At 36.8% G+C, this 24,245-nt stretch carries 22 protein-coding genes; 16 read left to right on the top strand and 6 right to left on the bottom strand.

What is annotated here, in order from left to right; all coding sequences use genetic code 11:
* Window positions 1–113: 113 nt before the first annotated feature.
* Together LC418_RS04935 and LC418_RS04930 are read left to right on the top strand one after the other, a co-directional pair.
* Window positions 114–1,430, top strand: coding sequence for a sensor histidine kinase (locus LC418_RS04935; RefSeq protein WP_223558292.1), 1,317 nt, complete (start codon window positions 114–116; stop codon window positions 1,428–1,430).
* Window positions 1,420–2,103 (top strand): response regulator transcription factor, encoded by a 684-nt coding sequence (locus LC418_RS04930; protein WP_223558291.1) that lies wholly within the window; start codon window positions 1,420–1,422, stop codon window positions 2,101–2,103. Before LC418_RS04935 ends, LC418_RS04930 begins: the two co-directional genes overlap by 11 nt.
* A 7-nt stretch (window positions 2,104–2,110) precedes the next feature.
* Here the strand turns inward: LC418_RS04930 and LC418_RS04925 are convergent, their stop codons facing one another.
* The 4 genes from LC418_RS04925 to LC418_RS04910 all read right to left on the bottom strand — a co-directional run bounded on the left by LC418_RS04925 (window position 2,111) and on the right by LC418_RS04910 (window position 6,998).
* Entirely contained in the window at window positions 2,111–2,938 is an 828-nt protein-coding gene (locus tag LC418_RS04925; protein ID WP_223558290.1) for an endonuclease/exonuclease/phosphatase family protein, read from the bottom strand.
* A 314-nt stretch (window positions 2,939–3,252) separates the two neighbouring features.
* Entirely contained in the window at window positions 3,253–5,451 is a 2,199-nt protein-coding gene (locus tag LC418_RS04920; RefSeq protein WP_223558289.1) for a M1 family metallopeptidase, read from the bottom strand.
* 85 nt (window positions 5,452–5,536) lie between these two features.
* On the bottom strand, window positions 5,537–6,418 hold the full coding sequence (locus tag LC418_RS04915) for an SDR family oxidoreductase (protein ID WP_034703011.1): 882 nt from the start codon (window positions 6,416–6,418) through the stop codon (window positions 5,537–5,539).
* Window positions 6,419–6,590: 172 nt separating this feature from the next.
* Complete coding sequence (locus LC418_RS04910) at window positions 6,591–6,998, bottom strand: DUF1573 domain-containing protein (protein ID WP_223558288.1); 408 nt, start codon at window positions 6,996–6,998, stop codon at window positions 6,591–6,593.
* Window positions 6,999–7,168: 170 nt separating this feature from the next.
* Between LC418_RS04910 and LC418_RS04905 the strand changes: the two genes are divergently transcribed.
* From LC418_RS04905 to LC418_RS04885, 5 genes are all read left to right on the top strand, one after another.
* Complete coding sequence (locus tag LC418_RS04905) at window positions 7,169–8,446, top strand: sensor histidine kinase (protein ID WP_223558287.1); 1,278 nt, start codon at window positions 7,169–7,171, stop codon at window positions 8,444–8,446.
* The gene (locus tag LC418_RS04900; RefSeq protein ID WP_111957267.1) at window positions 8,433–9,113 is read left to right on the top strand and encodes a response regulator transcription factor; all 681 of its coding nucleotides are present in this window, start codon (window positions 8,433–8,435) and stop codon (window positions 9,111–9,113) included. The genes LC418_RS04905 and LC418_RS04900 overlap by 14 nt, the downstream gene beginning before the upstream one ends.
* Before the next feature lie 179 nt (window positions 9,114–9,292).
* Window positions 9,293–11,590: a GH92 family glycosyl hydrolase gene (locus LC418_RS04895; RefSeq protein WP_223558286.1), complete on the top strand. Its 2,298-nt coding sequence runs from the start codon at window positions 9,293–9,295 to the stop codon at window positions 11,588–11,590.
* A gap of 131 nt (window positions 11,591–11,721) precedes the next feature.
* A complete protein-coding gene (locus tag LC418_RS04890; protein WP_223558285.1) occupies window positions 11,722–12,723 on the top strand; it encodes an aldo/keto reductase in 1,002 nt (333 codons plus the stop codon).
* A 16-nt stretch (window positions 12,724–12,739) separates the two neighbouring features.
* Complete coding sequence (locus tag LC418_RS04885) at window positions 12,740–13,636, top strand: helix-turn-helix domain-containing protein (protein ID WP_111957261.1); 897 nt, start codon at window positions 12,740–12,742, stop codon at window positions 13,634–13,636.
* A gap of 229 nt (window positions 13,637–13,865) precedes the next feature.
* On the opposite strand, the gene LC418_RS04880 is transcribed toward LC418_RS04885, so the two are convergent.
* The gene (locus LC418_RS04880; RefSeq protein WP_223558284.1) at window positions 13,866–15,203 is read right to left on the bottom strand and encodes a dihydroorotase; all 1,338 of its coding nucleotides are present in this window, start codon (window positions 15,201–15,203) and stop codon (window positions 13,866–13,868) included.
* A 212-nt stretch (window positions 15,204–15,415) separates the two neighbouring features.
* Between LC418_RS04880 and LC418_RS04875 the strand changes: the two genes are divergently transcribed.
* The 9 genes from LC418_RS04875 (at window position 15,416) to LC418_RS04835 (ending at window position 23,559) form a co-directional block, all read left to right on the top strand.
* The gene (locus LC418_RS04875) at window positions 15,416–16,837 is read left to right on the top strand and encodes a lipopolysaccharide biosynthesis protein (RefSeq protein ID WP_223558283.1); all 1,422 of its coding nucleotides are present in this window, start codon (window positions 15,416–15,418) and stop codon (window positions 16,835–16,837) included.
* 155 nt (window positions 16,838–16,992) lie between these two features.
* On the top strand, window positions 16,993–18,009 hold the full coding sequence (locus tag LC418_RS04870) for a sugar phosphate nucleotidyltransferase (RefSeq protein ID WP_111957258.1): 1,017 nt from the start codon (window positions 16,993–16,995) through the stop codon (window positions 18,007–18,009).
* Window positions 18,010–18,118: 109 nt separating this feature from the next.
* Complete coding sequence (lolB1, locus tag LC418_RS04865; protein WP_111957257.1) at window positions 18,119–18,961, top strand: lipoprotein insertase outer membrane protein LolB1; 843 nt, start codon at window positions 18,119–18,121, stop codon at window positions 18,959–18,961.
* The gene (locus LC418_RS04860) at window positions 18,958–20,520 is read left to right on the top strand and encodes a peptidoglycan DD-metalloendopeptidase family protein (protein ID WP_111957256.1); all 1,563 of its coding nucleotides are present in this window, start codon (window positions 18,958–18,960) and stop codon (window positions 20,518–20,520) included. The genes lolB1 and LC418_RS04860 overlap by 4 nt, the downstream gene beginning before the upstream one ends.
* A gap of 31 nt (window positions 20,521–20,551) precedes the next feature.
* Window positions 20,552–20,764 (top strand): twin-arginine translocase TatA/TatE family subunit, encoded by a 213-nt coding sequence (locus LC418_RS04855; protein ID WP_111957255.1) that lies wholly within the window; start codon window positions 20,552–20,554, stop codon window positions 20,762–20,764.
* Between the two features lie 15 nt (window positions 20,765–20,779).
* A complete protein-coding gene (locus tag LC418_RS04850) occupies window positions 20,780–21,394 on the top strand; it encodes a DUF4254 domain-containing protein (protein ID WP_111957254.1) in 615 nt (204 codons plus the stop codon).
* Window positions 21,391–21,849, top strand: coding sequence for a hypothetical protein (locus LC418_RS04845; RefSeq protein WP_111957253.1), 459 nt, complete (start codon window positions 21,391–21,393; stop codon window positions 21,847–21,849). The genes LC418_RS04850 and LC418_RS04845 overlap by 4 nt, the downstream gene beginning before the upstream one ends.
* Before the next feature lie 17 nt (window positions 21,850–21,866).
* Window positions 21,867–22,463: a GTP cyclohydrolase II gene (ribA, locus tag LC418_RS04840; RefSeq protein WP_223558282.1), complete on the top strand. Its 597-nt coding sequence runs from the start codon at window positions 21,867–21,869 to the stop codon at window positions 22,461–22,463.
* Between the two features lie 160 nt (window positions 22,464–22,623).
* Window positions 22,624–23,559, top strand: a complete 936-nt coding sequence (locus LC418_RS04835) for a hypothetical protein (protein WP_223558281.1) — start codon at window positions 22,624–22,626, stop codon at window positions 23,557–23,559.
* Window positions 23,560–23,625: 66 nt separating this feature from the next.
* On the opposite strand, the gene LC418_RS04830 is transcribed toward LC418_RS04835, so the two are convergent.
* Entirely contained in the window at window positions 23,626–24,168 is a 543-nt protein-coding gene (locus LC418_RS04830; protein ID WP_223558280.1) for a hypothetical protein, read from the bottom strand.
* Window positions 24,169–24,245 lie beyond the last annotated feature (77 nt).

Raw genomic sequence — 24,245 nt, 5'->3', positions numbered from 1 at the left:
ACTCTGCTTAACGGCTCAAAATTCAGTATTTACAAAGAGAATTTCGGTTAATGGAAGGTTAATGATGGGTTAATGCCAGCAAAAGGAAAGACTAAAGTTTTATCTTTGTTTTCATGATCACCAAAAGCAAATACCTCATCCCCCTTTTTGCAGCACTGTTCCTCTTCCTGCTGGGAATACAGGTATACTTTATGTACAAGACCTATCAGGTAAAAGAGCGTGAAATTTACAGAACAGTTCATGAAAAAATATCGAGTTACACCGATAAGCTGGAAGATCTGGGTGGTATCAAAAACAAAACAGATGATAGCATCCAGAAAATTCTGATTAATTATCATGACAAAAAAGTCAGTAAAAAAGATTTTCTGGAATATTTTAGAAGGAATAGGAAAGAAAATGAGGCACGTTTAAATAACTATGTGGACAACAGCTTTAAGAAAGAAGGCTACAAAATCGCTACAAAAATTGAATATACCTCTATTGTGTATCTTCCGGACGGTTCACACCTTATCGACCGTCCACTGGTTCTTTATGAAACCACCAATAAAGTGGTCAATCCGAGAATCTCCAATACAGGGACATGGGAAACTACTTCAACATTCTCTGCTAAAGACGGTAAACCCGGCAGAAATGATTCTTTTTTGGTCAAAAGCAACACCGGATTTGAGATCTTAAACATCAAAACGATCATATTTAAAGAACTTGCTTTACTTACGATCTGCTGTGCAGCCATTCTTCTAAGTGTTCTTTTGCTTTATATCTTTACCGTAAAAAATTTAGCCCGCCAGCAGAAACAGGTCGAAGTTCTCCACACAGTTGTGGATAATATTTCGCACGAATTCAAAACTCCGATTGCCACTTTAAAGATCGCGTCGAAAGCTTTAAAAAAGGAATGGAATCCTGAAACCCTGCCACTCATCGACCGCCAGATCAGCCGCCTTGAAAACCTGATGTTCCAGCTTCATAAAGATGAGACCTCTGAAGAGGTTCTCTCCATAAAACCTGAAGATTGGAACTTTTTTGTGCAAGATCTCGCTTTCACTTATCCTGAGACAAATTTTGAATTGACCAACCAGGTTTCGGAAGAACTTCTCTTTGATAAAAATTTCATGGAAACCATTATCAAAAACCTGTGTGAAAACAGTGTAAAATATGGAGCTTCTCAGGTAAAAGTAAACCTCAGCAACAGTTCTCAAGATCTTAAAATAGAAGTGAGTGACAACGGTTGTGGTATAGAGAAAAATGAGCTGACTCATATTTTTGAAAAGTTTTACAGAATCCAGTCAAATAATATCCATAATACTAAAGGCCTGGGGCTAGGACTTTATTTTGTAAAAAATATCATTGCAAAATATCATGGTCACATAGACGTTTCCAGCCGCCTTAAAGCCGGAACCACCTTTAAAATATCTATTCCGTATGAAAACTAAGATCCTTTTAGCCGAAGACGATCCGGATTTTGGGATGATCCTGAAGCAGTACCTGGAACTGGAAGATTTTGAAGTGGCGTGGTTTCAGAACCCGGAAGACATTGTCAGCCTTTTAAGTACAGATTTCCCTTTTCACCTTGGTATTCTGGACATCATGATGCCTTCCATCGACGGTTTTTCCTTAGCGAAAATGATCCTTAAGAAGAAAAACACTTTTCCCTTACTTTTCCTGACCGCCAAGAACCAGAAAATAGACCGCCTGATGGGACTAAAGATTGGTGCAGATGATTATATTGCTAAACCATGCGATCCGGAAGAGCTGGTTTTAAGGATCAAAAATATCCTTAAAAGAACGCAGCCGGCCGTTTCACCACAAATAAAGATCGGAAACTATTTTTTAGATACTGAAAAACTTCTGCTTTCCCATCCTGAGGGAAACGTTCGCCTTACGATCCGGGAACGTGAACTTCTTCTGTATCTTCTGAAATACAATGGCACGATGATCAAAAGGGATGACATTCTGGATAATCTCTGGGAAACCAATGACTATTTTACCGGAAGAAGCCTTGATGTTTTCATCAGCCGCCTGAGAAAATATTTCATGAATGATCCTCAAATAAAAATCCAATCCCTGAGAGGAATTGGATTTGAAGTTGATTTTCCGGTAAACTGATCAGGAATTAATAAGAAAGTTCCGCCAAGACCGGAAAGTGATCCGATGGATACAGCAGATTTTCTCTTCTGTCATTAATATGTCTTTGGGATTTTATTTTGAATCCTTTTACGAAAATATAATCGATTCTGTCTTTAGGGATTTCATTCACATTGAAAGCGGTAAAGGTTCCTTTCGGCCCGTAAGATTTTGTTTCCGAATGATAAAAGCTGTCGTTCAAATTCTGGGAAAGGATTTTTATCGGCTCCGAATCCTCTGTTAAGTTAAAATCACCGCTTAAGGTTACGGGAAGATTTTTAGGATTCATCTCTTTGATCTTCTTCAAAATAAGTTCGGAAGATTTCACTCTTGCCACATTTCCGATATGATCAAAGTGTAGATTCATGGCCAGGAATTCTTTCTTGGATTTTTTATCTCTAAAAAAAGCATAGGTACAGATTCTATTAAGAGCTGCATCCCATCCTCTGGAAGGTATTTCCGGTGTTTCCGAAAGCCAGAATGTCCCGGAATTTACCACCTGAAGCCTGTTCGTATCATAAAAAATAGCTGAGAACTCCCCTTTTTCCTTTCCGTCATCTCTTCCTACTCCAACATAATCGTAATTCTTAAGGCCGGCTTTAATATCTTTCATCTGCTCGGGAAGTGCTTCCTGAACACCGAAATAATCGGGATGATAATAATTTAACAGATCTACAACATCCTGTTTTCTTTCTGTCCATGCATTTTCCTTATCTGATGTAACCTGCAGCCTGATATTGAAACTCATCACTTTAAGATTCTGCGAAAATCCCAGCACAAAGAACAACAGGGATACGATTGAAAATCTGAAATTCATAATCTTATTTTTAAATTAGAATCACAAAAATAGAATATCCTGATTAGAGATAATAAAAGTTGGGGATATATTATTGTTAATTTTTGGAGGGAAGCCGGAAGAGGGAGGATGGAAGTCTATGTAGTAGAAAGAAGTAATTAAAGATTGTTTTATACCTAAATTTAATCATTCTTATTAATGAAGCTAATTCTCGAACGAAGAACCAATAGAGCTTCCATCTTCAGACTTTACTCTTCCTTCCAGCTCTTTTCCAAACAAAAAAACCGAAACTTCATAAATCTGAAGTTTCGGTTTTTATAAGGTTAATATACCATTTATTCTTTGGTAAATTTATATTCTCTTCCGGCCTGTTTAAAAACAAGTCCTTTTTTATCTTTGCTAAATACCAGCGTTATTCCGGCTTCATCAAAAGTAAACTGGTTGTTTCCTGCATATTCGAGAGGGAATTCCGGCTGGTTTCCTGCTTTGGCATACAGCTGGCCGTTTTTATCTGTAAAGACCAGCTTGATAGGATCACTTGTAGTCCCATATGTTCCTGCAAACTCTTTCGTATTGATTTTTTCAACTGGTTTAGTCTGTGCTGTAGGCCAGATATTATTTTTCATATTAACATCTGGAACTATAGAATCCGGATCAAGCATTACTTCACTAATTTCTTTATTTGAATTGATGTTGAACAGCCATTCTGTATTGCGCTTCCAAACCTCAACAGGAATTTTTACGACCTGTTTGGTACCGTCTTTAAATTTCACCTGAACTGTTGTAGGCATCGGAAGCTGGCCAAGATTTTCAACAGTAATCTGGGCACCGTTTTTAAAATCTCCGTTAATGTATTGTACATCTTTTACAGACTGATCGATCTTCCATTTATTGATAAACCATCCTCTCCAGAACCAGTTCAGTTCTTCTCCGGAAACATTTTCCATAGTGTGGAAGAAATCCCAGGGCGTAGGATGCTTGAAAGCCCACCGGTTAATATAGGTTTTGAATGCTTTATCAAATTTTTCAGGACCTAAAATTGTCTCTCTTAAAATCTGCAGCCCCATCCCCGGCTTGAAGTAAGCCAAAACTCCTATGCTCCTTTCCTTCATATTATCCGGACCTACCATAACGGGTTCAATATTATCGCCCATCATAAAGGCTCCACTTTTGGCAATATCTTTCTTCCTGTAGTATTCTCCGTTGTTAAAAGCTTTTGTAGATAAATCATTGATAAAGGTATTGAAGCCCTCATCCATCCATGCAAACAGTCTTTCATTGGAACCTACGATCATCGGGAACCAGTTGTGCCCGAATTCGTGATCCGTAACTCCCCAAAGGTCTTCACCTGCGGAATCCATATGACAGAATACAATTCCGGGATACTCCATTCCGCCTTCATTTCCTGCCACATTGGTTGCTGCCGGATAGGTATATTCATACCATTTCTGGGAATAATGCTCAATAGCCGCTTTTGTATATTCCGTAGATCTCCCCCACGCTTTTTCCCCTGCACTTTCTGTAGGATAAGCTGATATGGCAACAGATTTTTTACCACTCGGAAGGTTTATTTTTGCAGCATCCAGAATAAATGCCGGTGACGAAGCCCATGCAAAATCGCGGGTCTGGTCAATTTTAAATTTCCATGTTTTTGTCCCTGAAGCCTGATTTTTCCCGATTTCGGATTCCGGACGGATCATAACTGTTTTATCACTGTTCCTCGCCTGCTCCCAACGGTTATTTTCTTCTTTGCTGTATACTTCTTTATAGTTCAGAAGCTCTCCGGATGCCACTACATAATGATTGGCCGGAACTGTAATGTTGGCGGAAATATGACCATATTCCAGATAAAATTCTGACGCTCCAATATAAGGAAGGGTATTCCAGCCCATTACATCATCGTACACACACATCCTTGGATACCATTGAGCGACCGTAAATATTTTACCGTTTTTAGTATTTTGAACTCCCATTCTGTCTGACCCGTATTCCGGGGAAGTAAAGGAATATTCAATTTTTATTTTAGCAATACCGCCTTTAGCTTTCAGTTCTTTAGGAAGATCGATCTGCATTCTGGTATCGGTAATCGTGTATTTTACATCTTTACCATCAAGCTTTACAGATTTAATTTTATAGCCTCCATCCAGTTCTTCACCGTGGGCCCCGTTTCTGCTTCCTGATGGCGGAACAACGGCATTCCCTCGGGAATCTTTTGAGAATAAATTCTGGTCAAGCTGCAGCCATAAGAAACCTAACTGGTCGGGACTGTTGTTGGTATAGGTAATTTCAGCCGTCCCGATAATTTCATTTTTTACATCGTTAAGACTTACATTCAGATCATAATCTGCCGAGTTCTGCCAGTAAGCATGCCCCGGCTGTCCGCTTGCAGAACGGGTTTCTGTACCGGTTTGGGGATAAAAGAAAGGCTTGAATGCTTCTACATAACTGTATTTCGGACTCTCCTGTGCTAAAGCAGATCCTGAGAACAAGAAGACTGCCGCTGCTGCGATAAGGCTTGGAAGTTTATAATTCATTGGAATAAGTTATACTATTTCTGTGATAAGTTATAAAAAAACCCGGAATCGTTACAAATCCGGGCCATTTTTATAAAAATTTTAATTAGTTTGTTTTTTTTGCTTTAATCATCGCTTCCAGTGCATCCCACATTTCTTTTGGAATATCCTCAAGCATATTAAATTCTCCAGCTCCCTGAAGCCATTCTCCACCATCTATGGTCACCACTTCTCCATTCATATAAGCAGAATAATCTGAAACCAGATAAGCAGCCAGGTTAGCCAGCTCCTGATGCTCCCCTACTCTTCTTAAAGGAACTTTTTTTCTCATATCGAATTTTTCCTGAAGATCTCCAGGAAGAAGTCTGTCCCATGCTCCCTTAGTTGGAAAAGGTCCCGGCGCAATTGCGTTGAAGCGGATCCCATATTTCGCCCACTCTACCGCTAAAGATCTGGTCATTGCCAGAACTCCTGCTTTGGCACACGCTGAAGGAACCACGTAAGCAGATCCAGTCCATGCATAGGTTGTTACAATATTTAAAACAGTCCCCGGACTTTTGGAATCGATCCAATGTTTTCCGATAGAAAGAGTACAGTTCTTCGTTCCTTTTAAAACAATATCCAAAATAGAATCAAAAGCTGAATGTGTCAGTCTTTCCGTCGGAGAAATGAAGTTTCCGGCTGCATTGTTCAACAGAATATCAATTCTTCCGAATTCTTTCAACGCAGCTTCTTTCATAGCTTCCACCTCATCCCAGTTTCTCACGTCACAAGCAACACACAGGACTTTTCCGCCAGTCTCCTCTTCCAGTTCTTTTGCCGTTCCCTGTAATTTTTCCAGATTACGAGAAGTGATCACCACTTTTGCTCCCAGTTCCAGAAAATATTTGGTCATTGCTTTTCCAAGGCCGCTTCCGCCTCCGGTTACAATCGCTACTTTATCCTGTAATGCGCCTTCGCGCAACATTGGCTGTGTATATAAATTCATATGATCTTATTTTTTCCTAAAAATACTAAATATTGAATGGATGCCATTGAAAATAATGGGATAAATAATAATGTTATAAATAGTTATTATGCTGCTATGTTCAAAATCATAAAAAAATAACCATGTAAAGAATTACATGGTTATTTCTATAATGGCTGGCTGTAAAATTTTATTATGAAACTACTCCTTTGAAAGAAAGTGTTTTCGGGGTTTTGCTATCGCTTGTGGTAACACTCACTGTTTTCATGAATGCCCCTTTGCTCGCTGCATTATAACTTGCTTCTACAAATCCTTTTTTTCCAGGAAGAATGGGTGTTTTAGTATAATCTGCTGTTGTGCACCCGCATGAAGGAGCTACATTTTCAATAACTATAGGCTTTGAAGAGGTATTGGTAAATTCAAATCTGATCAGCTTAGGTTTTCCCTGAGGAATAGTTCCTACGTCTATAGATTCTGATTTCCATTTAATAGCATCTGCAATAGTCTTTACTATAGAAGTGCTTTCAACAGGAAATACATTGGCATAAAATGGGGAGAATGCCAAAACTGCTAAAAGGGCTGTAATTTTTAATTTTTTCATGAGTATAAATTTTAAGAGTTATAAAATTAAAAGAATAAGTTATTATCTTTTGATATAGCAAATGTAAAGCGGATTGACCATACAACTTGTTAATTGCTATCAAACATTTGTTAACGAGTTGTTAATGATAAAAAATTAATAGATATTTTTGGATAATATTGCTCCAGGAAATGGAAATTAAAAAACTCAATATTATTATAACGCTCGGGTTCTTTGCTATCATCGGAATTATGACGGCACAGCTTTTATGGACCCGGCAGGCTTATAATCTTGAAGATAAAAAATTTAACCAGAAGGTTAATATCGCTTTACTGGAAGTTGTGGAAAAACTATCCGGAGGAAAAACTTCTTTTACCGAAAATCCTGTACAGAACATTTCTAATGACTATTATGTAGTTAATATTAATAATGAATTTCATCCTGCAGTTCTCGAGCATTATCTGAGAACAGAATTTACCCGTTTCCAAATCAATACAGATTATGTGTATGCCCTGTACAATTGCCACAGCGACAAAATGATTTATGGAAAATATATGTCGAAAAACCAGGAAGCCCCTAGTGATAAGGTTATTAATTTTCCAAAACATAAAAACCTGATCTATTATTTTTCAATCCGTTTTCCTGACAAAACAACCTATCTGATCAGTTCATTGCGGTTTTGGTACTTACTTACACTGGCACTTTTCATCATCCTTCTTGTTTATGTTTATTCTATATACACGATTATTCAGCAAAAAAAATTCTCAGAACTGCAGAGGGATTTCATCAATAATATGACCCATGAGTTCAAAACCCCTTTATCTTCAATACTCTTAGCATCAGAAGCTTTGAATAAGCATAATATAATACAGGAAAATCCCAAACTGGAAGCCTACACTTCCATCATTATCAATCAAAGCTACAAACTCAATAATCACATTGAAAAAATATTAAATATTGCAAAAAATGATGCTTCAGGACTGTCATTAAAGCCTCAGAAAATAGTACTGCTCCCATTTATCCGGGAAATTGCAGATACCCTACAGCAAAAGAATGAAAACCTCACACTCCATATAGAAATTGAAGATAACCCTTCAATTATTGCAGACGAATTTCACTTTACAAATATCATTTATAACATTTTGGATAACTCTGTTAAATATTGTGATACAAAGCCCGATATTACCATTTCATCGAATAAAGATTCAAAAGGTTTATATTTAAAGTTTAAAGATAACGGAATGGGGATTCCTGCTAAAAATATCCCTCATATTTTTGATAAGTTTTACAGGGTCAGCACAAAAAAAAGTGATGAGGTCAACGGTTTTGGGCTAGGCCTATTTTATGTAAAAAAAATTGTCCAGCAGCATCAATGGAAAATTTCTGTTGAGAATAATCCGGACAAGGGAATTACCGTCACTCTGTTTTTTCCGTTTAATTTTAATAATGTAAGCAATGGAAAAATCTAAAATTTTATATGCAGAAGATGATAAAACTATAGCCTTCCTCATCCAGGACAGCCTGGAAAGCTATTATGACATAGATCATTATCCGGATGGAAAATCCGCTCTTGAGGCCTTCAACAGCCAAAATTTTGACATCTGCCTGCTGGATATTATGATGCCTGAGCTCAACGGATTTGAGCTGGCACAGCACATTCGTACTAACAACTCTGAAATTCCTATTATTTTTATTTCTGCAAAAGCCTTGAAAGAAGATAGAATCAAAGGACTCAAGATAGGCGCTGATGATTATCTGGTAAAACCGTTCAGTATAGAAGAATTAATTTTAAAGATTGAAGTTTTCCTGAAACGCAGCAGAAAAGCTGATATATCTCCGCTAAAACACAAGGTGGGAAAATATTATTTTGACCCTAAGAACTACACTCTGCAGGATACAGGAAATACCATTACCCTTACACAAAGAGAATCTGATCTGCTCTTATATTTTATCCTTCACAAAAATACAGTTGTTAAAAGACAGGACATACTGAAAGCAATCTGGGGAGATGATGACTATTTTATGGGTCGGAGTCTGGATGTATTTATTTCCAGATTACGAAAGGTATTTGCTGACGAACACAATATAATCATTGAAAATCTACATGGAATTGGGTTCCGGTTTTCTGAAAAATAAATTAAATATACATTTGTCTTAGCTATGTAAACCAAGTGCCTTTATTTATCTTTAATTAAGCAGATTGCTTTCCAAAAATATTGGTCTATCCTTATGATAATTAAACGCAAAGCAATACAAAGATTTGTAAATTATTCTTTGATTTTGATTACTTTTATCATTCGAAAATTTACTTATTCATGAAAAATTCGGGAACTTCTGTTTTTCTATTATTTTTATTATTTAGTTTAAATTTTAAAGCTCAACAATTCGAAAAGCTCTATCAATATGTAAATCCATTAATAGGAACCGAAAAAATGGGTCATACCTACCCCGGAGCTACCGTTCCTTTCGGAGCCGTACAGCTGAGTCCGGAAACTGATACGATTTCGTATGAGCTCAATGGAAAGTACAACGGCGAGGTTTATAAATACTGCGCGGGATACCGTTATGAAGACAAAACCATTGTAGGTTTCAGTTCTACCCATTTCAGCGGAACCGGACATTCTGACCTCGGAGATTTTCTAATCATGCCAACCGTTGGGAAACTGCAGCTAAACCCTGGAACAGCCTCCAATCCTGAAAATGGCTACCGAAGTAGATTCTCCCATCAAAACGAAAAAGCTGAAGCCGGATATTACAAAGTAAAGCTGGATGATCATAATATTCTTGCAGAACTGACCGCCTCCACAAGAACCGGAGTTCACCGGTATACCTTCCCAAAATCTGATCAGGCGCATATCATTTTAGACCTTACCGCAGGAATTTATAATTATGAAGGCAAAAATGTATGGACTTACGTACGTGTAGAAAATAACGGTACGGTGACGGGCTACCGCCAGACCAACGGGTGGGCAAGAACCAGAACGGTTTATTTCGCGATGAAATTTTCAAAGCCTTTTAAATCATACGGGCAGAAAAACTTTGACGGGCCACAGGTGTACAAAGGCTTCTGGAGAAAATTCGATCAGAATAAAAACTTTCCTGAGATTGCCGGCAAAAACCTGAAAATGTATTTTGATTTCGATACTCAAGAGAACGAAGCTGTCGAAGTAAAGCTGGCCATTTCTCCCGTAAGCCAGACCAATGCATTAGAAAACCTTGAAAAAGAAACCGGAAACCTGTCATTTGATCAGGTAAAGGCAAAAGCCCAGGAAAACTGGAATAAAGAACTTAATAAAATTGTCATCAAAGGTTCCGAAACAGAAAAAATGAACTTTTATACGGCAATGTATCACACTTTTATCAGCCCTACCACTTACATGGATATCAATGGGGAATATAAAGGTTTAGATCAGAATATCCATAAGGCAGAAGGTTTTACCAACTATACCACTTTCTCCATCTGGGATACGTATCGCGCTCTTCATCCCTTCTTTAATATCATCCAGCCAAAACGGAATAATGATATGGTAAAATCGATGATGGCTCATTATGATCAGTTCTCCATGAAAATGCTTCCGATATGGTCCCATTATGCCAACGACAACTGGTGTATGAGTGGCTATCACAGTGTAAGTGTAGCAGCCGATGCGGTGATCAAAGGAAATTATAACGGCGATCCCAAAGAAGTATTGAAAGCATGCATTGCAACAGCTAATAAAAGAGATTATGAAGGCATCGGATATTATATAGATATGGGGTATATTCCGGCTGAAAAAAACGGAACTTCAGTTTCCAATACTCTGGAATATGCTTATGATGACTGGGCGATTGCCCAACTCGCAAAACATGTAGGCGAAACAGGAATTTATAATCAATTCATCAAACGTTCCGAAAACTGGAAAAATAATTTCGATCCTAAAGCAGGTTTCATGCGTCCCCGGTTAGCAGACGGCAGCTTCAAAAAAGATTTTAATGCGCTGAGTACTCACGGACAGAGCTTCATTGAAGGGAATTCCTGGAATTACAGCTTTTTTGTTCCTCAAAATCCGGATGAATTAATGAAAATGATGGGCGGAAAGAAAAAATTTGCTTCAAAATTAGATGAGCTGTTCACAATGCATCTTCCCGACGAGTTTTTCGCAGACACAGAAGATATTACAAGAGAAGGAATTATCGGCGGTTATGTTCACGGAAACGAGCCGGCTCATCACGTTGCCTATTTTTACAACTGGGCAGGACAGCCCTGGAAAACCCAGGCTCAGATCCGCCGTATTCTAGAAATACAATACAAAGCTACACCGGATGGACTTGGTGGAAATGATGATGCAGGACAGATGAGTGCATGGTATATTTTAAGCTCGCTCGGATTTTACCCTGTAGCACCCGGTTCTGAAGATTATGCGATTGGAAGTCCGGCTGTGGACCATGCAGTTCTGAATTTGGAAAACGGTAAAACGTTTGAAATTGAAGCCGTTAATCAGAGCTCGAAAAACGTGTATGTTGAAAAAATTCTGCTCAATGGCAAAGAGATAAAAAACTTCACACTGAAACATTCTGAAATTATGAATGGTGGAAAGTTGAGTTTTTATATGAGTGCTAAAGCTGGAAAATAATCCTTGCAAAATTTTGAACCTTTAAGGATTAATAAAAGTGTCATCCGTAATTTGCATACGATAATCATCATTTTGCATACATCGGCCTGCTAATTTCTGCTGAATTTTGTCATGTTAAAAATCAACAGAATATGAACAAAATAAAATTAGGAAATCAAGGGCTACATGTTCCGAATATCGGTTTGGGATGTATGGGCATGACAGGTTTTGAAGATGCCAATATGTATGGTAAGGCCGATGAAAAGGAAGCAATTGCAACCATTCACCGTTCTTTGGAATTGGGTGGGAATTTTCTGGACACGGCTGATTTGTATGGCCCGTTTAAAAATGAACAGCTTATTGCAAAAGCCATTGGAACAGATCGTAACAAATACATCATTGCCACAAAATTTGGCTGGGAAATCGATGATAATGATAAGGTGAACTGGACGATCAACGGAAGCAAAAATTATGTAAAAAAAGCAGTCGAGCGCTCACTTAAAAATCTTAAAACAGATTATATAGATCTTTATTACATGCACCGTTTGGATAAAAATACTCCGATTGAGGAAACAGTGGGGGCAATGAGTGATCTTGTGAAAGAAGGAAAAGTTGGCTATATCGGTTTGTCGGAAGTATCTTCAGAAACGGTAAAAAAAGCGCATGCAGTTCATCCGATTACTGCTGTACAGAGTGAATTTTCTTTATTTGAGAGAACAGTAGAAGAAAAAGGTGTAATCAAAACTTTAAATGAATTGGCCATCGGTTTTGTGGCATATTCACCTTTGGGACGAGGATTTTTATCCGGACAGATCCGTTCTATTGATGATTTACCTGAAAATGATTTCCGTAGAGGAATTCCCCGTTTTCAGGAAAAACATTTTCATAAAAATCTTGAATTGGTGGAAGCCATTGAAAACCTTGCGAAAGAAAAGAATATTACATCAACTCAATTGGCATTGGCATGGATCATCAGCAAAGGGATTGTACCGATTCCGGGAACTAAGCGCAGAAAATATCTTGAGCAAAATATTGAAGCCGGTACAATTGTTTTAAATGAAGCCGAACTTCAAAGAATAGAAAACATCGTACCTTTAGGAACAGATACAGGTGCTCCTTATGACGAATTCAGTATGGGACTTTTAGATTATTAAACTATAATTTACACTGATGAATACAATTTCTTCGATTTCAGCATTTCACCGGTTACTTTCGTTGCCTGAACCAAAGCATCCTTTAGTAAGTGTTATCAATTTATCCGAAAGTATTTTTTTGGAAGATGAAGTCTGGAAGGGTTTTGTTAACAGATTTTATTGTGTGGCTTTAAAAAGAGAAGTGAAAGGAAAAATAAGATACGGACAGCAGCATTATGATTATGACAAGGGAGTTTTAAGCTTTACAGCGCCCAATCAAGTCCATTATTTAGATTTGCAGAATATGGAATGTGGTTCTGGATACTTATTAATTTTCCATGAAGATTTTTTACTGAAACATCCTTTGGCAAATACAATTTCAGGTTTCGGCTTTTTCTCTTATGCTGTGAATGAAGCATTACATTTATCTGAAGATGAAGAAAATAATTTGATCGAAATTTTACAGAAAATCGATGAAGAATGTCAGTATATCGACAGACATACACAGGAAATTATTTTATCTCAAATTGAGCTGCTTCTCAGCTATTCCAACCGTTTTTACGAGCGACAGTTTATCACCCGGAAAAATAATAATCATCAGTTATTGGTAAAATTTGAGCGTTTTCTGAATAATTATTTTGATGATGAACAATCAGCAGAAAAGGGACTTTTAACTGTACATCAGATTGCAGAATCGATGAATCTTTCTCCCAATTATCTGAGTGATTTTCTGAGAATTCATACCGGACAGAATACACAGCAGCATATTCATGAAAAGCTGATTAATAAAGCAAAAGAAAAGCTTTCAAACACCGATCTTTCTGTAAGTGAGATTGCTTATATTTTAGGTTTTGAACATTCTCAATCTTTTAGTACACTTTTTAAAAAGAAAACCAAAATGTCGCCTTTGGAATTCCGACAATCTTTTAATTAAATTTAATTTCAAAGAATAACCTCTCACAGATAGAACGAATTCAGCAGATGATTGCATTAAGAAATCTACTTTATCTGCAAAATCTGCGAGAGAAAAAAACATAAAAAGACTGCTGGTTTGCAGTCTTTTTATGAATAAGTTTTGGCTAAAGCCACTTTGACTTTTCAAATTAAAAAAACGGGCTACAGCCCGTTCCTATTTATAATTATTGTGAAAATTTTATTTCAATTTATTCCTGAACTTCAAAAAGCAATCGCTCCCCGAACTTTTCTTCCGTGATCTTTCCATAATCATAGGCAAGATGCCCATTAACAAAAGTCTGCGTCACTTTAGAGTGTAAATTCATTCCTTCCAGCGGGCTCCAACCACATTTGTAAAGAAGATTGTCTTTAGCTACAGTCCAGTCCGCATTTAAATCAACCAAAACAAGATCTGCTTTATATCCTTCTCTTACAAAACCTCTTTTCTCAATTCTGAAAAGTATCGCCGGATTGTGGCACATCTTTTCAACAATCTTTTCCAAAGAAATTTTTCCGGAGTGATAATTTTCCAGCATTACCGGTAACGAATGCTGTACCAAAGGTGCACCGGAAGGACATTTTGTATATACATTCTGTTTTTCTTCCCAGGTATGAGGGGCGTGATCCGTGGCAATAACATCTATTCTGTCATCCAGCAATGCTTCCCAAAGTCCGTCTTTATCTTTTTGAGTTTTTACTGCCGGGTTCCATTTAATTAATCCCCCTTTTGTTTCATAATCTTCATTGGTAAATGTAAGGTGATGGACACACACCTCAGCCGTAATTTTTTTATCTTTTAAAGGAATATCATTTCTGAACAGCTCCATCTCTTTTGCTGTTGAAAGATGGAATACGTGAAGTCTTGCTCCTGTTTTTTCCGCCAATTCAATTGCTTTGGAAGAAGATTTATAACACGCTTCCTCACTTCTGATCAGGTGATGGAATTTTACAGGAATATCCTCTCCATATTCGTCAATATATTTCTGGGTATTGGCTTTGATTGTCGCTTCATCTTCACAGTGAACAGCAATCAGCATTTTTGTGCTTCCAAAGATATTCTCAAGTGTTTCAGGATTGTCTACGAGCATATTCCCCGTAGAAGAACCTAAAAATAATTTAATCCCCGGAACATTTCTGGGATTTGTTTTTAAAACTTCCTCCAGGTTATCATTTGTTCCGCCCATCATAAAACCGTAGTTAGCGTATGCTTTTTGAGCCCCGATTTCATACTTATCTGCCAATAATTCCTGAGTAACAGCATTAGGAACTGTATTGGGCTGGTCTATAAAGCTTGTAACTCCTCCGGCAATGGCAGCTCTGGATTCAGTTTCAATATCTCCTTTGTGCGTCAGTCCCGGATCCCTGAAATGAACCTGATCGTCTATTACGCCTGGCAGAAGATATTTTCCGGAACCGTCAATGATCTGATCTGCTTCCTCAGAAATATTGGGGTTTATTTTAGAAATCAGGTCATTTTCTATTAAGATATCGCTTTCGAAGATCTTACCTTCGTTCACAATCTTTACATTCTTGATTAGGGTCTTCATTTTTAGTTTAGAAATTAGATGTTAGAAGTTAGAGATGTCAGAAAATTTTTAAGTCAGAAAATTATAAGTGATTGGTAAACTGCAATCACTAATTTCTAACATCTAATATCTAACATCTACAAAAAACAAAATTAAGGTTTATGAATGAATTTTAATGTCGCTGATTATAAATCAATTTCTAAATATTTACATTTGCATAAAAATTTCACACATTGAAAAAACTTCTCAACGAGACAATTATATATGGAATTGGGGCCATTATGCCGAGGATAATTGTAGTATTGCTTAATTACTTGTTCATTAAAAATATCAACAACAGCGATTTTGCAATATTTACCAATCTTTACGCATTAATTTCATTTGTAAACATTGTTCTTTCCTTTGGCTTTGAAACTGCCTATTTCAGATTTTCATCTGATAAGGATAATGAGCAGAAAGTTTTCAACACATCATTTTGGTTTTTGACAGGATTATCAACTGTTTTTTTAATCCTCGTTTTACTGTTTAATCAACCAATTGCCAATGTTTTCGGATATGAAAAAACGCCTGAATTTATCAAATGGTTTGCATGGATTGCTTTCTTTGATAACCTTCTCGTTATTCCTCTGGCGTGGTTCAGGTTTCATAATAAACCCATAAAATATACTGCTATCCGAGTGATACAGGCTGTTTTCCAGAGTATTTTCGCAATTGCGTTATTCCTTTATATTCCGCAGGAATTTTCATTTAAATTAGGTTTAAAAGAAAAAGTTTCCTACCCTTTCTTCAGTAATTTAGCTGCAAGTGGTTTAGGATTTTTACTTGTATTACCCATTATTTTAAAGGTGAAGTTTCAGTTTTCAAGAGATCTATTCCTGCAAATGATTAAGTATTCCTGGCCGGTAATGATAGCAGGGTTAGCCTTCATGGTGAATGAAAACTTTGATAAGTTTATTCAGAAATTTATCATTAATGATGCTGAAGCGGGAGCTTATGGAGGCTGCTATAAAATGGCTGTTCTTATGACTCTTTTTGTTACGGCTTACAGAATGGGAATTGAGCCTTTCTTCTTTAAACAAATGCAGAATGAAAATGCTAAACTCACGTATGCAAAAGTCACTGAATACTTTTCGTTTTTTGCGTCCGTAGTTGCTTTAGGAATTATTGCCAATGTTTCATGGATAAAACTTTTATTAGTTCCCAATAGCAGTTATTGGATTGCTATCAATATCATTCCCATCATTGTAATTGCCAATTTATTCTTCGGAATTTATTATAATCTTTCTACTTGGTATAAAGTAACGGACAGAACAAGAGTTGGAACTTATATTTCCTGGACCGGTGCAGTTATTACTATTGCTTTAAACTTTTTATTTCTAAAAAAATATGGTTTCATGGTATCTGCCTGGGTAACTCTGGCCGCTTATTTTATCATGATGGTTCTTTCCTATTTTTTAGGCCAAAAATACTACCCTATTCCTTACAGAATGAAAAAAATATCATTTTTCATTATCCTGTTAGCGGTTTTCAGTTATATAATTGTGGAATTATTCGATTACAATTTCTGGATCGGAAACCTTTTATTCCTTATTTATGCAGGTATCCTGATATATTCAGAAAAAGATCTGCTGTTATCAAGAATCAGGAAAAACTAATTTATGGCCTCTAATTTGATACTATTGAGTTCTTTTAAAAAAATTAAACAGAAGATTAATAAAGATGATAATTATTACGATCAGCAATGATTTTAATGATTATCTTTAGCCTAATCAAAATAACAAAATAATAAATAAACATTGTCATATCATTTATGAAAATAATTGTTCCTATGGCTGGACGTGGTTCCAGATTACGTCCACATACACTGACAGTTCCAAAACCTCTTATCCCGATTGCTGGGAAACCCATCGTACAAAGACTGGTAGAAGATATTGCTAAGGTGGCAGGTGAAAAAATTGAAGAAGTAGCATTTATCATCGGGGATTTCGGGCCGGAGATTGAAAAATCTCTTCTTCAGATAGCCGAAAAACTGGGAGCAAAAGGCAGTATATATTACCAGAATGACCCACTTGGAACAGCACATGCTATTAAATGTGCAGAGGACTCTATGCAGGGAGATGTGGTAATTGCTTTTGCAGATACTCTTTTCCGTGCAGATTTCCAGCTGGATAAAAATTCGGATGGGGTGATCTGGGTAAAAAGCGTAGAAGATCCTTCAGCTTTCGGAGTGGTAAAATTAGATAATTACGGTTTTATTACCGACTTTGTTGAAAAACCTCAAACTTTCGTTTCAGATCTTGCTATTATCGGTATTTATTACTTCAACAGTGCTGAAAAACTGATGAACGAGATCAATTATATTATGGATAATAATATAAAAAACGGTGGTGAATACCAGTTGACAACAGCATTGGAAAACCTTAGAGCAAAAGGAGCAAAATTCACTTTAGGAAAAGTGAATGACTGGATGGACTGCGGAAACAAAAATGCTACCGTAGAAACCAACAGCAAAATCCTTGAGTATGAAAGAGAAGCAATGCTTAACCATCCTGCATCAGCCGTTATTGAGAATTCATTAATCATTCAGCCTTGTTTTATCGGTGAAAACGTACAAATTTCCAACTCAAAGATTGGCCCCGGCGTTTCACTGGGAAATAATACGATCATCGTCAATTCCAATATTGAAAATTCTCTGATCCAGGAAAACACAAGAATCAACCACGGAAATCTTTCCAACTCAATGATTGGAAATTCTGCGCAGTACTTTGGAGTTTCCAGAGAGATCTCTTTGGGTGACTACTCAGTTTTAGATTTTTTATCTAAATAAGATCAGAAATAATTAATATAAAATAAGATACATCCAAACCACATAACATCTGTTGTGTGGTTTGGCGTTAATATTGCAGCGTATTTTTTTTAATCGAAAGACAAAATACATGAAAAACTGGATCCCGATACTTCTCCTGTTGCTTACCCTATCATCCTGTAAAACAAGAAATGCAGCTAAAAACAATGGCAGCAATCAGGATAGTACCGTCATAGCAGAAGACAACAGAAATCCCAAAGATGCCAATGAGCCGGTGAGAGACAAACTTACTTTCTATGAGCATGTCCTTCTTCCGCCGAAATTTGATCAGATCAAAATCAACAGTAAAGTAAATGTGGAAACCGGAAACTTTATCCCAACCCTTGATGCTGTCATTTATATTGAAAATGATAAAAAAGTATGGATGAATCTTCAGGCATTTTTATTTACCGTAGCAAGAGGTATCGCTACGCCTGAAGGGATCAAAGGGCAAGACAAAACCAGCAAGACTTACATCGATTCAGATTTTGATTATTTAAATAATTTGCTGAATGTAAATTTCATCGATTACAAATCGCTGGAAAAAATACTGATGGGAAGAACCTTTGTAAAGATCAGTGATTCCCAATTTACCCTTACCAAAAATATGCAGGGCTTTAAAATGGTTTCCAATACCAATCAGAAAATTGTCACGGACCAAAAAACCAGAGAGTACAAAATTGAGCTTCAGTATGATACCAATTATGATCTGCTGAGTGTGAATTTAAAGGATGTTTTATCTCCTGATGAATTGGAAATCTCTTACAGCAACTGGGATGAATACAATGGAATCCGCCTTCCAAAAAATGTTAAAATAATTATAAAAGGTTCAAAATCTAGCCAAATTTTACTGGAAAACACGAAATTTGACTTTTCGAGGATGGAAACAGCTTATTCTGTACCATCCAGTTATAAGAAAATTGAGATTAAATGATTAAAAAATTTAGCTTTTTAATAGGTATTCTACTGTTCGGCCTGCATCAGGGACAGCAGAACAAGGAACAGCTTCAGAAACAGAATGCCGATCTTAAAAAACAAATTGTACAGATAAATACAGACCTGGCAAAAACCAGAACTGAATCTAAACTTTCAGTCGCCTATCTTAATAATGTCAATAAAAAACTAACTTTAAGAGAGAAGGTATATACCAACACTCAGAAAGAAAAAAGATTTATTGAAGATGAGATCTATCTGCGTCAGCTGGAAATCAACCGTCAAAATAAAGAACTGGCAGTTCTCAGAAAAAATTATGCTGAAGTTCTTGTCAATGCATACAAAAACAAAGGGGTACAGAACAAAGTAACCTTTATTCTTTCATCCAAAAACTTGGGTGAAGCCATTAGAAGAGTTCAGTACCTGAAACAGTACGCGGACTACCAGGATAAAAAAGCTGCAGAAATAAGCAATGCAGCCGCACAGATTAAAAAATCAATCGCACAGAAACAGAACTCTGCAAGAGAGAAAGAAAATCTTCTGGCCAACCAGCAGAAAGATCTGGCAACCATTAATGCAGAAAGAGCACAGAAAGAACAATTGCTGGCAGATTTCAAGAAAAACGAAGCCAAGCTTACCGTGGAACTTAAGCAGAAACAGGTTCAGTCTAAGGCATTAGAAGGGCAGATCAGAGCTATCATCGCAGAAGAAATCAGAATAGCAAAAGCGGAAGAAGAAGCCAGAAGAAAAGCGGAAGCTGAAAAAATTCGTATGGCTAAAATAATTGCGGAAAGAGAAAAAGCCAGAATTGAAGCAGAGGCAAAAGCCAGAGCTGAAGCTCTTGAAAGAGAAAGAAAACTGGCAGAAATTGAAGCCAAAAAAGCCGCAGATCTAGCCGCTAAAAGAGCTGAAGAAGAGAAAAAACGTAATGAAGAGGCTGCAAGAGCAGAAGCCAGTGCAAAAGATGAAGCCAGAAGAGTGGCCGCGAAAAAAGCATCTGATGAAGCTAACGCAAGAGCAAAAGAAGCCACAGATAAACTTGTTGCCGCAAGAGCTGCAGAAGCCGCACTGAACAAGAAAAAAGAAGAAGAGAAAAAGGCCGCTGAAACTAAAGCAATGACCAGCTATGGAGTGACTACAACTCCGGGAAGCAGTTTTGCAGACAGCAGAGGAAGACTTGGATATCCTGCAGACAGAGCGGGACAGGTTACCCACCGATTCGGAAGACAGCCACACCCGGTTTTCAAAAATATTGTTGAGGAAAATACAGGGATTAAAATATCAGTTCCATCCGGCACCCGTGCAAAATCTGTATATCCGGGATCAGTCTCTTCAGTATTGGCAAATAGTGACGGAACCAAAACTGTAATGGTAAAACACGGAAACTATTTTACGATCTACTCCAACTTGGGAAGCGTAAGTGTATCCAAAGGACAGCAGGTTTCTTCCGGCACTCCTGTAGGTACGGTAGCTCAGGATTTCGACGGTTCTTATACCCTTGACTTTCAGGTATGGAACGGAAATACGCCAGTTGATCCATTAGGTTGGATTTCATATTAAAAAAAGCGTAACTTTGCAAAAATCTTAAGAGATGAACACACTAACAATACTTGCCTTATCTTGGCAGCACATCCTTATCGTAGCTATACTTTTGGTATTGCTGTTTGGAGGAAAGAAAATTCCGGAATTAATGAGAGGAGTTGGTTCAGGAATCAAAGAATTTAAAGATGCGGTGAAGGAAGAAGACAAACCAGGTTCTGAAAACAAAACCTCTTCTACCAACAATAATACTCCCAGCAACTAAAATTCTTCAGCAATAATGAATTTTACTGAGACTGCATGGAAAGTCTTCAATCAATCTATTGAAGATTATCACGTGTCCGATGACGTTAACACTCTAATTAATAACCCTTTCGAAAAAGACAGTTTGGAACGGATTTTGTATGCAAAGAACTGGATTGATACCGTTCAATGGCATTTGGAAGATATTATTAGAGATGAAAATATTGATCCTGCTGAAGCTCTTCAACTGAAGAGAACAATAGATGCATCCAACCAGAAAAGAACAGATCTGGTAGAATTTATCGACAGCTGGTTCCTTACAAAGTTTGAAAATATAACTCCCAAACCTGATGCAAAAATCAATACAGAAACACCCGCTTGGGCTGTAGACAGATTATCAATTCTTGCATTAAAGGTTTATCATATGTCATTAGAGGCCAATAGGGAATCCGCTTCTGAAGAGCACCGTGCCAACTGCCAGGCTAAACTGGATGTACTGCTTACTCAGAAAGAAGACCTGTCAACTTCTATTAATCAGTTGCTTACTGATATTGAATGCGGTAATGTTAAGATGAAAGTATACAAACAAATGAAAATGTATAACGATGATAGTCTTAACCCGATCCTTTATCAAAAGGGGCAACAGAAATGAGAAAACTATTTTTTTTTGGAGTACTACTATTAATCATAACTTCCTGCGCAACGGAGAAGCTTAATCTTTCCCCGTTGTCAAATAATTTTTATAGCGAAACTAAGGGTTCTGATTCCGACAGAGGGGCAAAGAAAGGCTTTGATATCAATATCAAAGAAAATGTAAACGCTTCTGAAATTTCAAATCTGATTTCTACTTTTCCAAAGTTTAAGAATAACAGTTTGAATGATGAAGTCACAAGCTTGAAATACAGCCTTCAGAATTATTTATATGCCATTGATGCCAACAATTCGCCGGGAAAAAGCAGAGCCATTAAAAGCTTCGAAAAATCATACAAGAAAATTCAGAAACTTAGACAGCAGCTTGGCAAGGATGATGATGAAGTTCTTAACAGATATCTAGTCCGTCTAAAAACCAATATTTCTGTAATCGAAGATTCTTTAAAAGGAAATTAAAAAACGAACCATTATTAATGATTAAAATTCAGGCAGAAGCTAATGTTCCTACGGAGCACGGCTCTTTCCGAATGATCGCTTTCTCCGAAAACGAAAACGACTGGATGCCACATATGGCCATCGTAGCAGAAAATACAGATTTTTCAAAACCGGTGAACGTACGTTTCCATTCCGAATGCATTACCGGAGAAGTTTTCCATTCAAAAAAATGTGAATGCGGACAGCAACTGGATGCCGCAATGAAATATACCCATGACCACGGAGGGATTATTGTTTATCTCCGTCAGGAAGGAAGAAATATCGGGATCATCAACAAACTCAAAGCATATTCATTGCAGGAAAAAGGTCTTGATACAGTACAGGCTAATCTGCAATTGGGACTTCCCGCTGATGACAGAAACTTTGGAGTAGCTATTGAAATCCTTAACCTTTTAGAGGTAAAAGATATTAACCTTCTGACCAACAACCCAGAAAAGGTAAAATATGTGGTAAACAGCAATATTAACCTCAATTCCAGGATTCCTCTACAGATTCCTGCCAATGAGATGAGTAAGGGCTATTTAAAAACAAAAAAAGATTTCTTTGGCCATCTTCTGGATGACAATGATAAATAAGCTTATTAAACATAAAGCAAAGGCTCCGAAAAAATATTTCGGAGCCTTTGCTTTATGTTTAATCCACACAATATATTCATTTTCAATTAATATTTCACTAATACGTGTATTTATTTTGAAATAACTATATTTGCAATTTTTAAAACATATATAGTATTGTATGAAGAAATCATTATTAGTTTTATCATCACTTATTTTAGTTAGCTGTGGTGGTAATGATTTACTTAATTCACAAGAGGAAATTCAAACTTCTAAGATTGTAGATAAGCAAATTTTAACTCAACCTAACACTAATTCTCTTGAAAACAAAACAGAAATAGTTGTAATGGACCTGAATTTTCTAAATAAGGCACAACCACAAAATGGAGGCTGTACTGTTACGAACATCGACAATAAAGCAGTTCCGCATGAAACAACTGCTGCGTTTGGCCCAAATCCTTTATCCTATTTTGGATATCAAATAAGAGGATATGGAGCCCCTAGAATGTATTGGGGGGTATGGAATGGACTGCGATTTGAGTCTAAAAATGAGTCTAAAACAATTATTAACAGAGGTCGAACTATGTTAATTAATAATCCATTATCCAATGCTATTTCGATAGAATTTCCATTTCAACAAAATTTCACATACGAAATAACGATAGATGCAAGTATTACTGACGAAATATATCTAGCAAAGCATGATGAGTTTAGAGGCAATGATGACCTCTATCAAGCTAATCAAAGTGAGGCATTTTCGACAGTAGCTATTGAGTTAACAAACTCACCACAAATTCGAGGAGCTGATCCATGTGCAAAATATCCTGCTAGAGCCGTTGTGAATACTTCATTTGTTTCTAGTTACTATAAAAAACAAAAAGCTGAAATTACAACACCTCCGTCATATGAAAATAAAACATTTGTGTTTAAGTTTTCAATGAAAGAAGCTCAAAGTGCACTAATATTATATTTTTTACCCGGATTATCAGAGACTCAAAGTATTCCTGAAAGTTCTTTTAGCATGTATATTGGAAATATAAAGATTGTACAAAAACCATTCGAACAAGAACAAGGTTCAGACACAAGTACTCCATGTGGATTTAGAGTAGGTTGTTAGTTAAATCAAAGCTCCGGAATTTCTCCCGGAGCTTTTTAATAATTATAAAAAACTGAAAAGATATTCTTACTTAGTGACTTTAGTCTGAATTTTAGACTCGTCAATATTGTAATATTTAATTACACTGTTGTAATCTTCATAGTTAACTGCTGCTTTCGCACTTTTTCCTGTTTTTGCAGGAACCACTACTACTCTGAAGTTTTTCCCTTGGTAATAACTAGGATTAGCCGTTAAACTAAAAGCAGTCGTAGAGTTTATGTTAATCGTAATTCCAAATTTGCTGAAATCAAATAAATAATCTACAGCATCATTAGCTAAATTTCCTACATAATAAGTATAAGGAAGCAGCTTCCAAACTGGTGCACCACCATCTGTACCATTCTGCATATAAATAAGCACTACATCAGATTCTACCAGCGGAGTATTAAAATCATCACTGAATCGATATAGGTTATCATTTACTTTGGTAAAGCTTGGGCTAATATCATAGGCTGTTGAATAGGTATCATAGTCCACTGGATTCTGTGTAACAACATCATCATCATTGTCGCAGCTATAAGCAGTAAAACCTACAGCACCCAGGAATAAAAAGAGAAGTATTTTTTTCATTTTTAGAAAAGTTTAGTTATTATTTATAAAGCGTATTCAAATCATATACCAAAAATTGCAAAAACTTTGTTTTCATC

This window comes from Chryseobacterium lathyri (assembly GCF_019970085.1).
Classification (GTDB): Bacteria; Bacteroidota; Bacteroidia; order Flavobacteriales; family Weeksellaceae; genus Chryseobacterium; species Chryseobacterium lathyri.
This window is presented reverse-complemented; position numbering and strand designations above follow the sequence as displayed.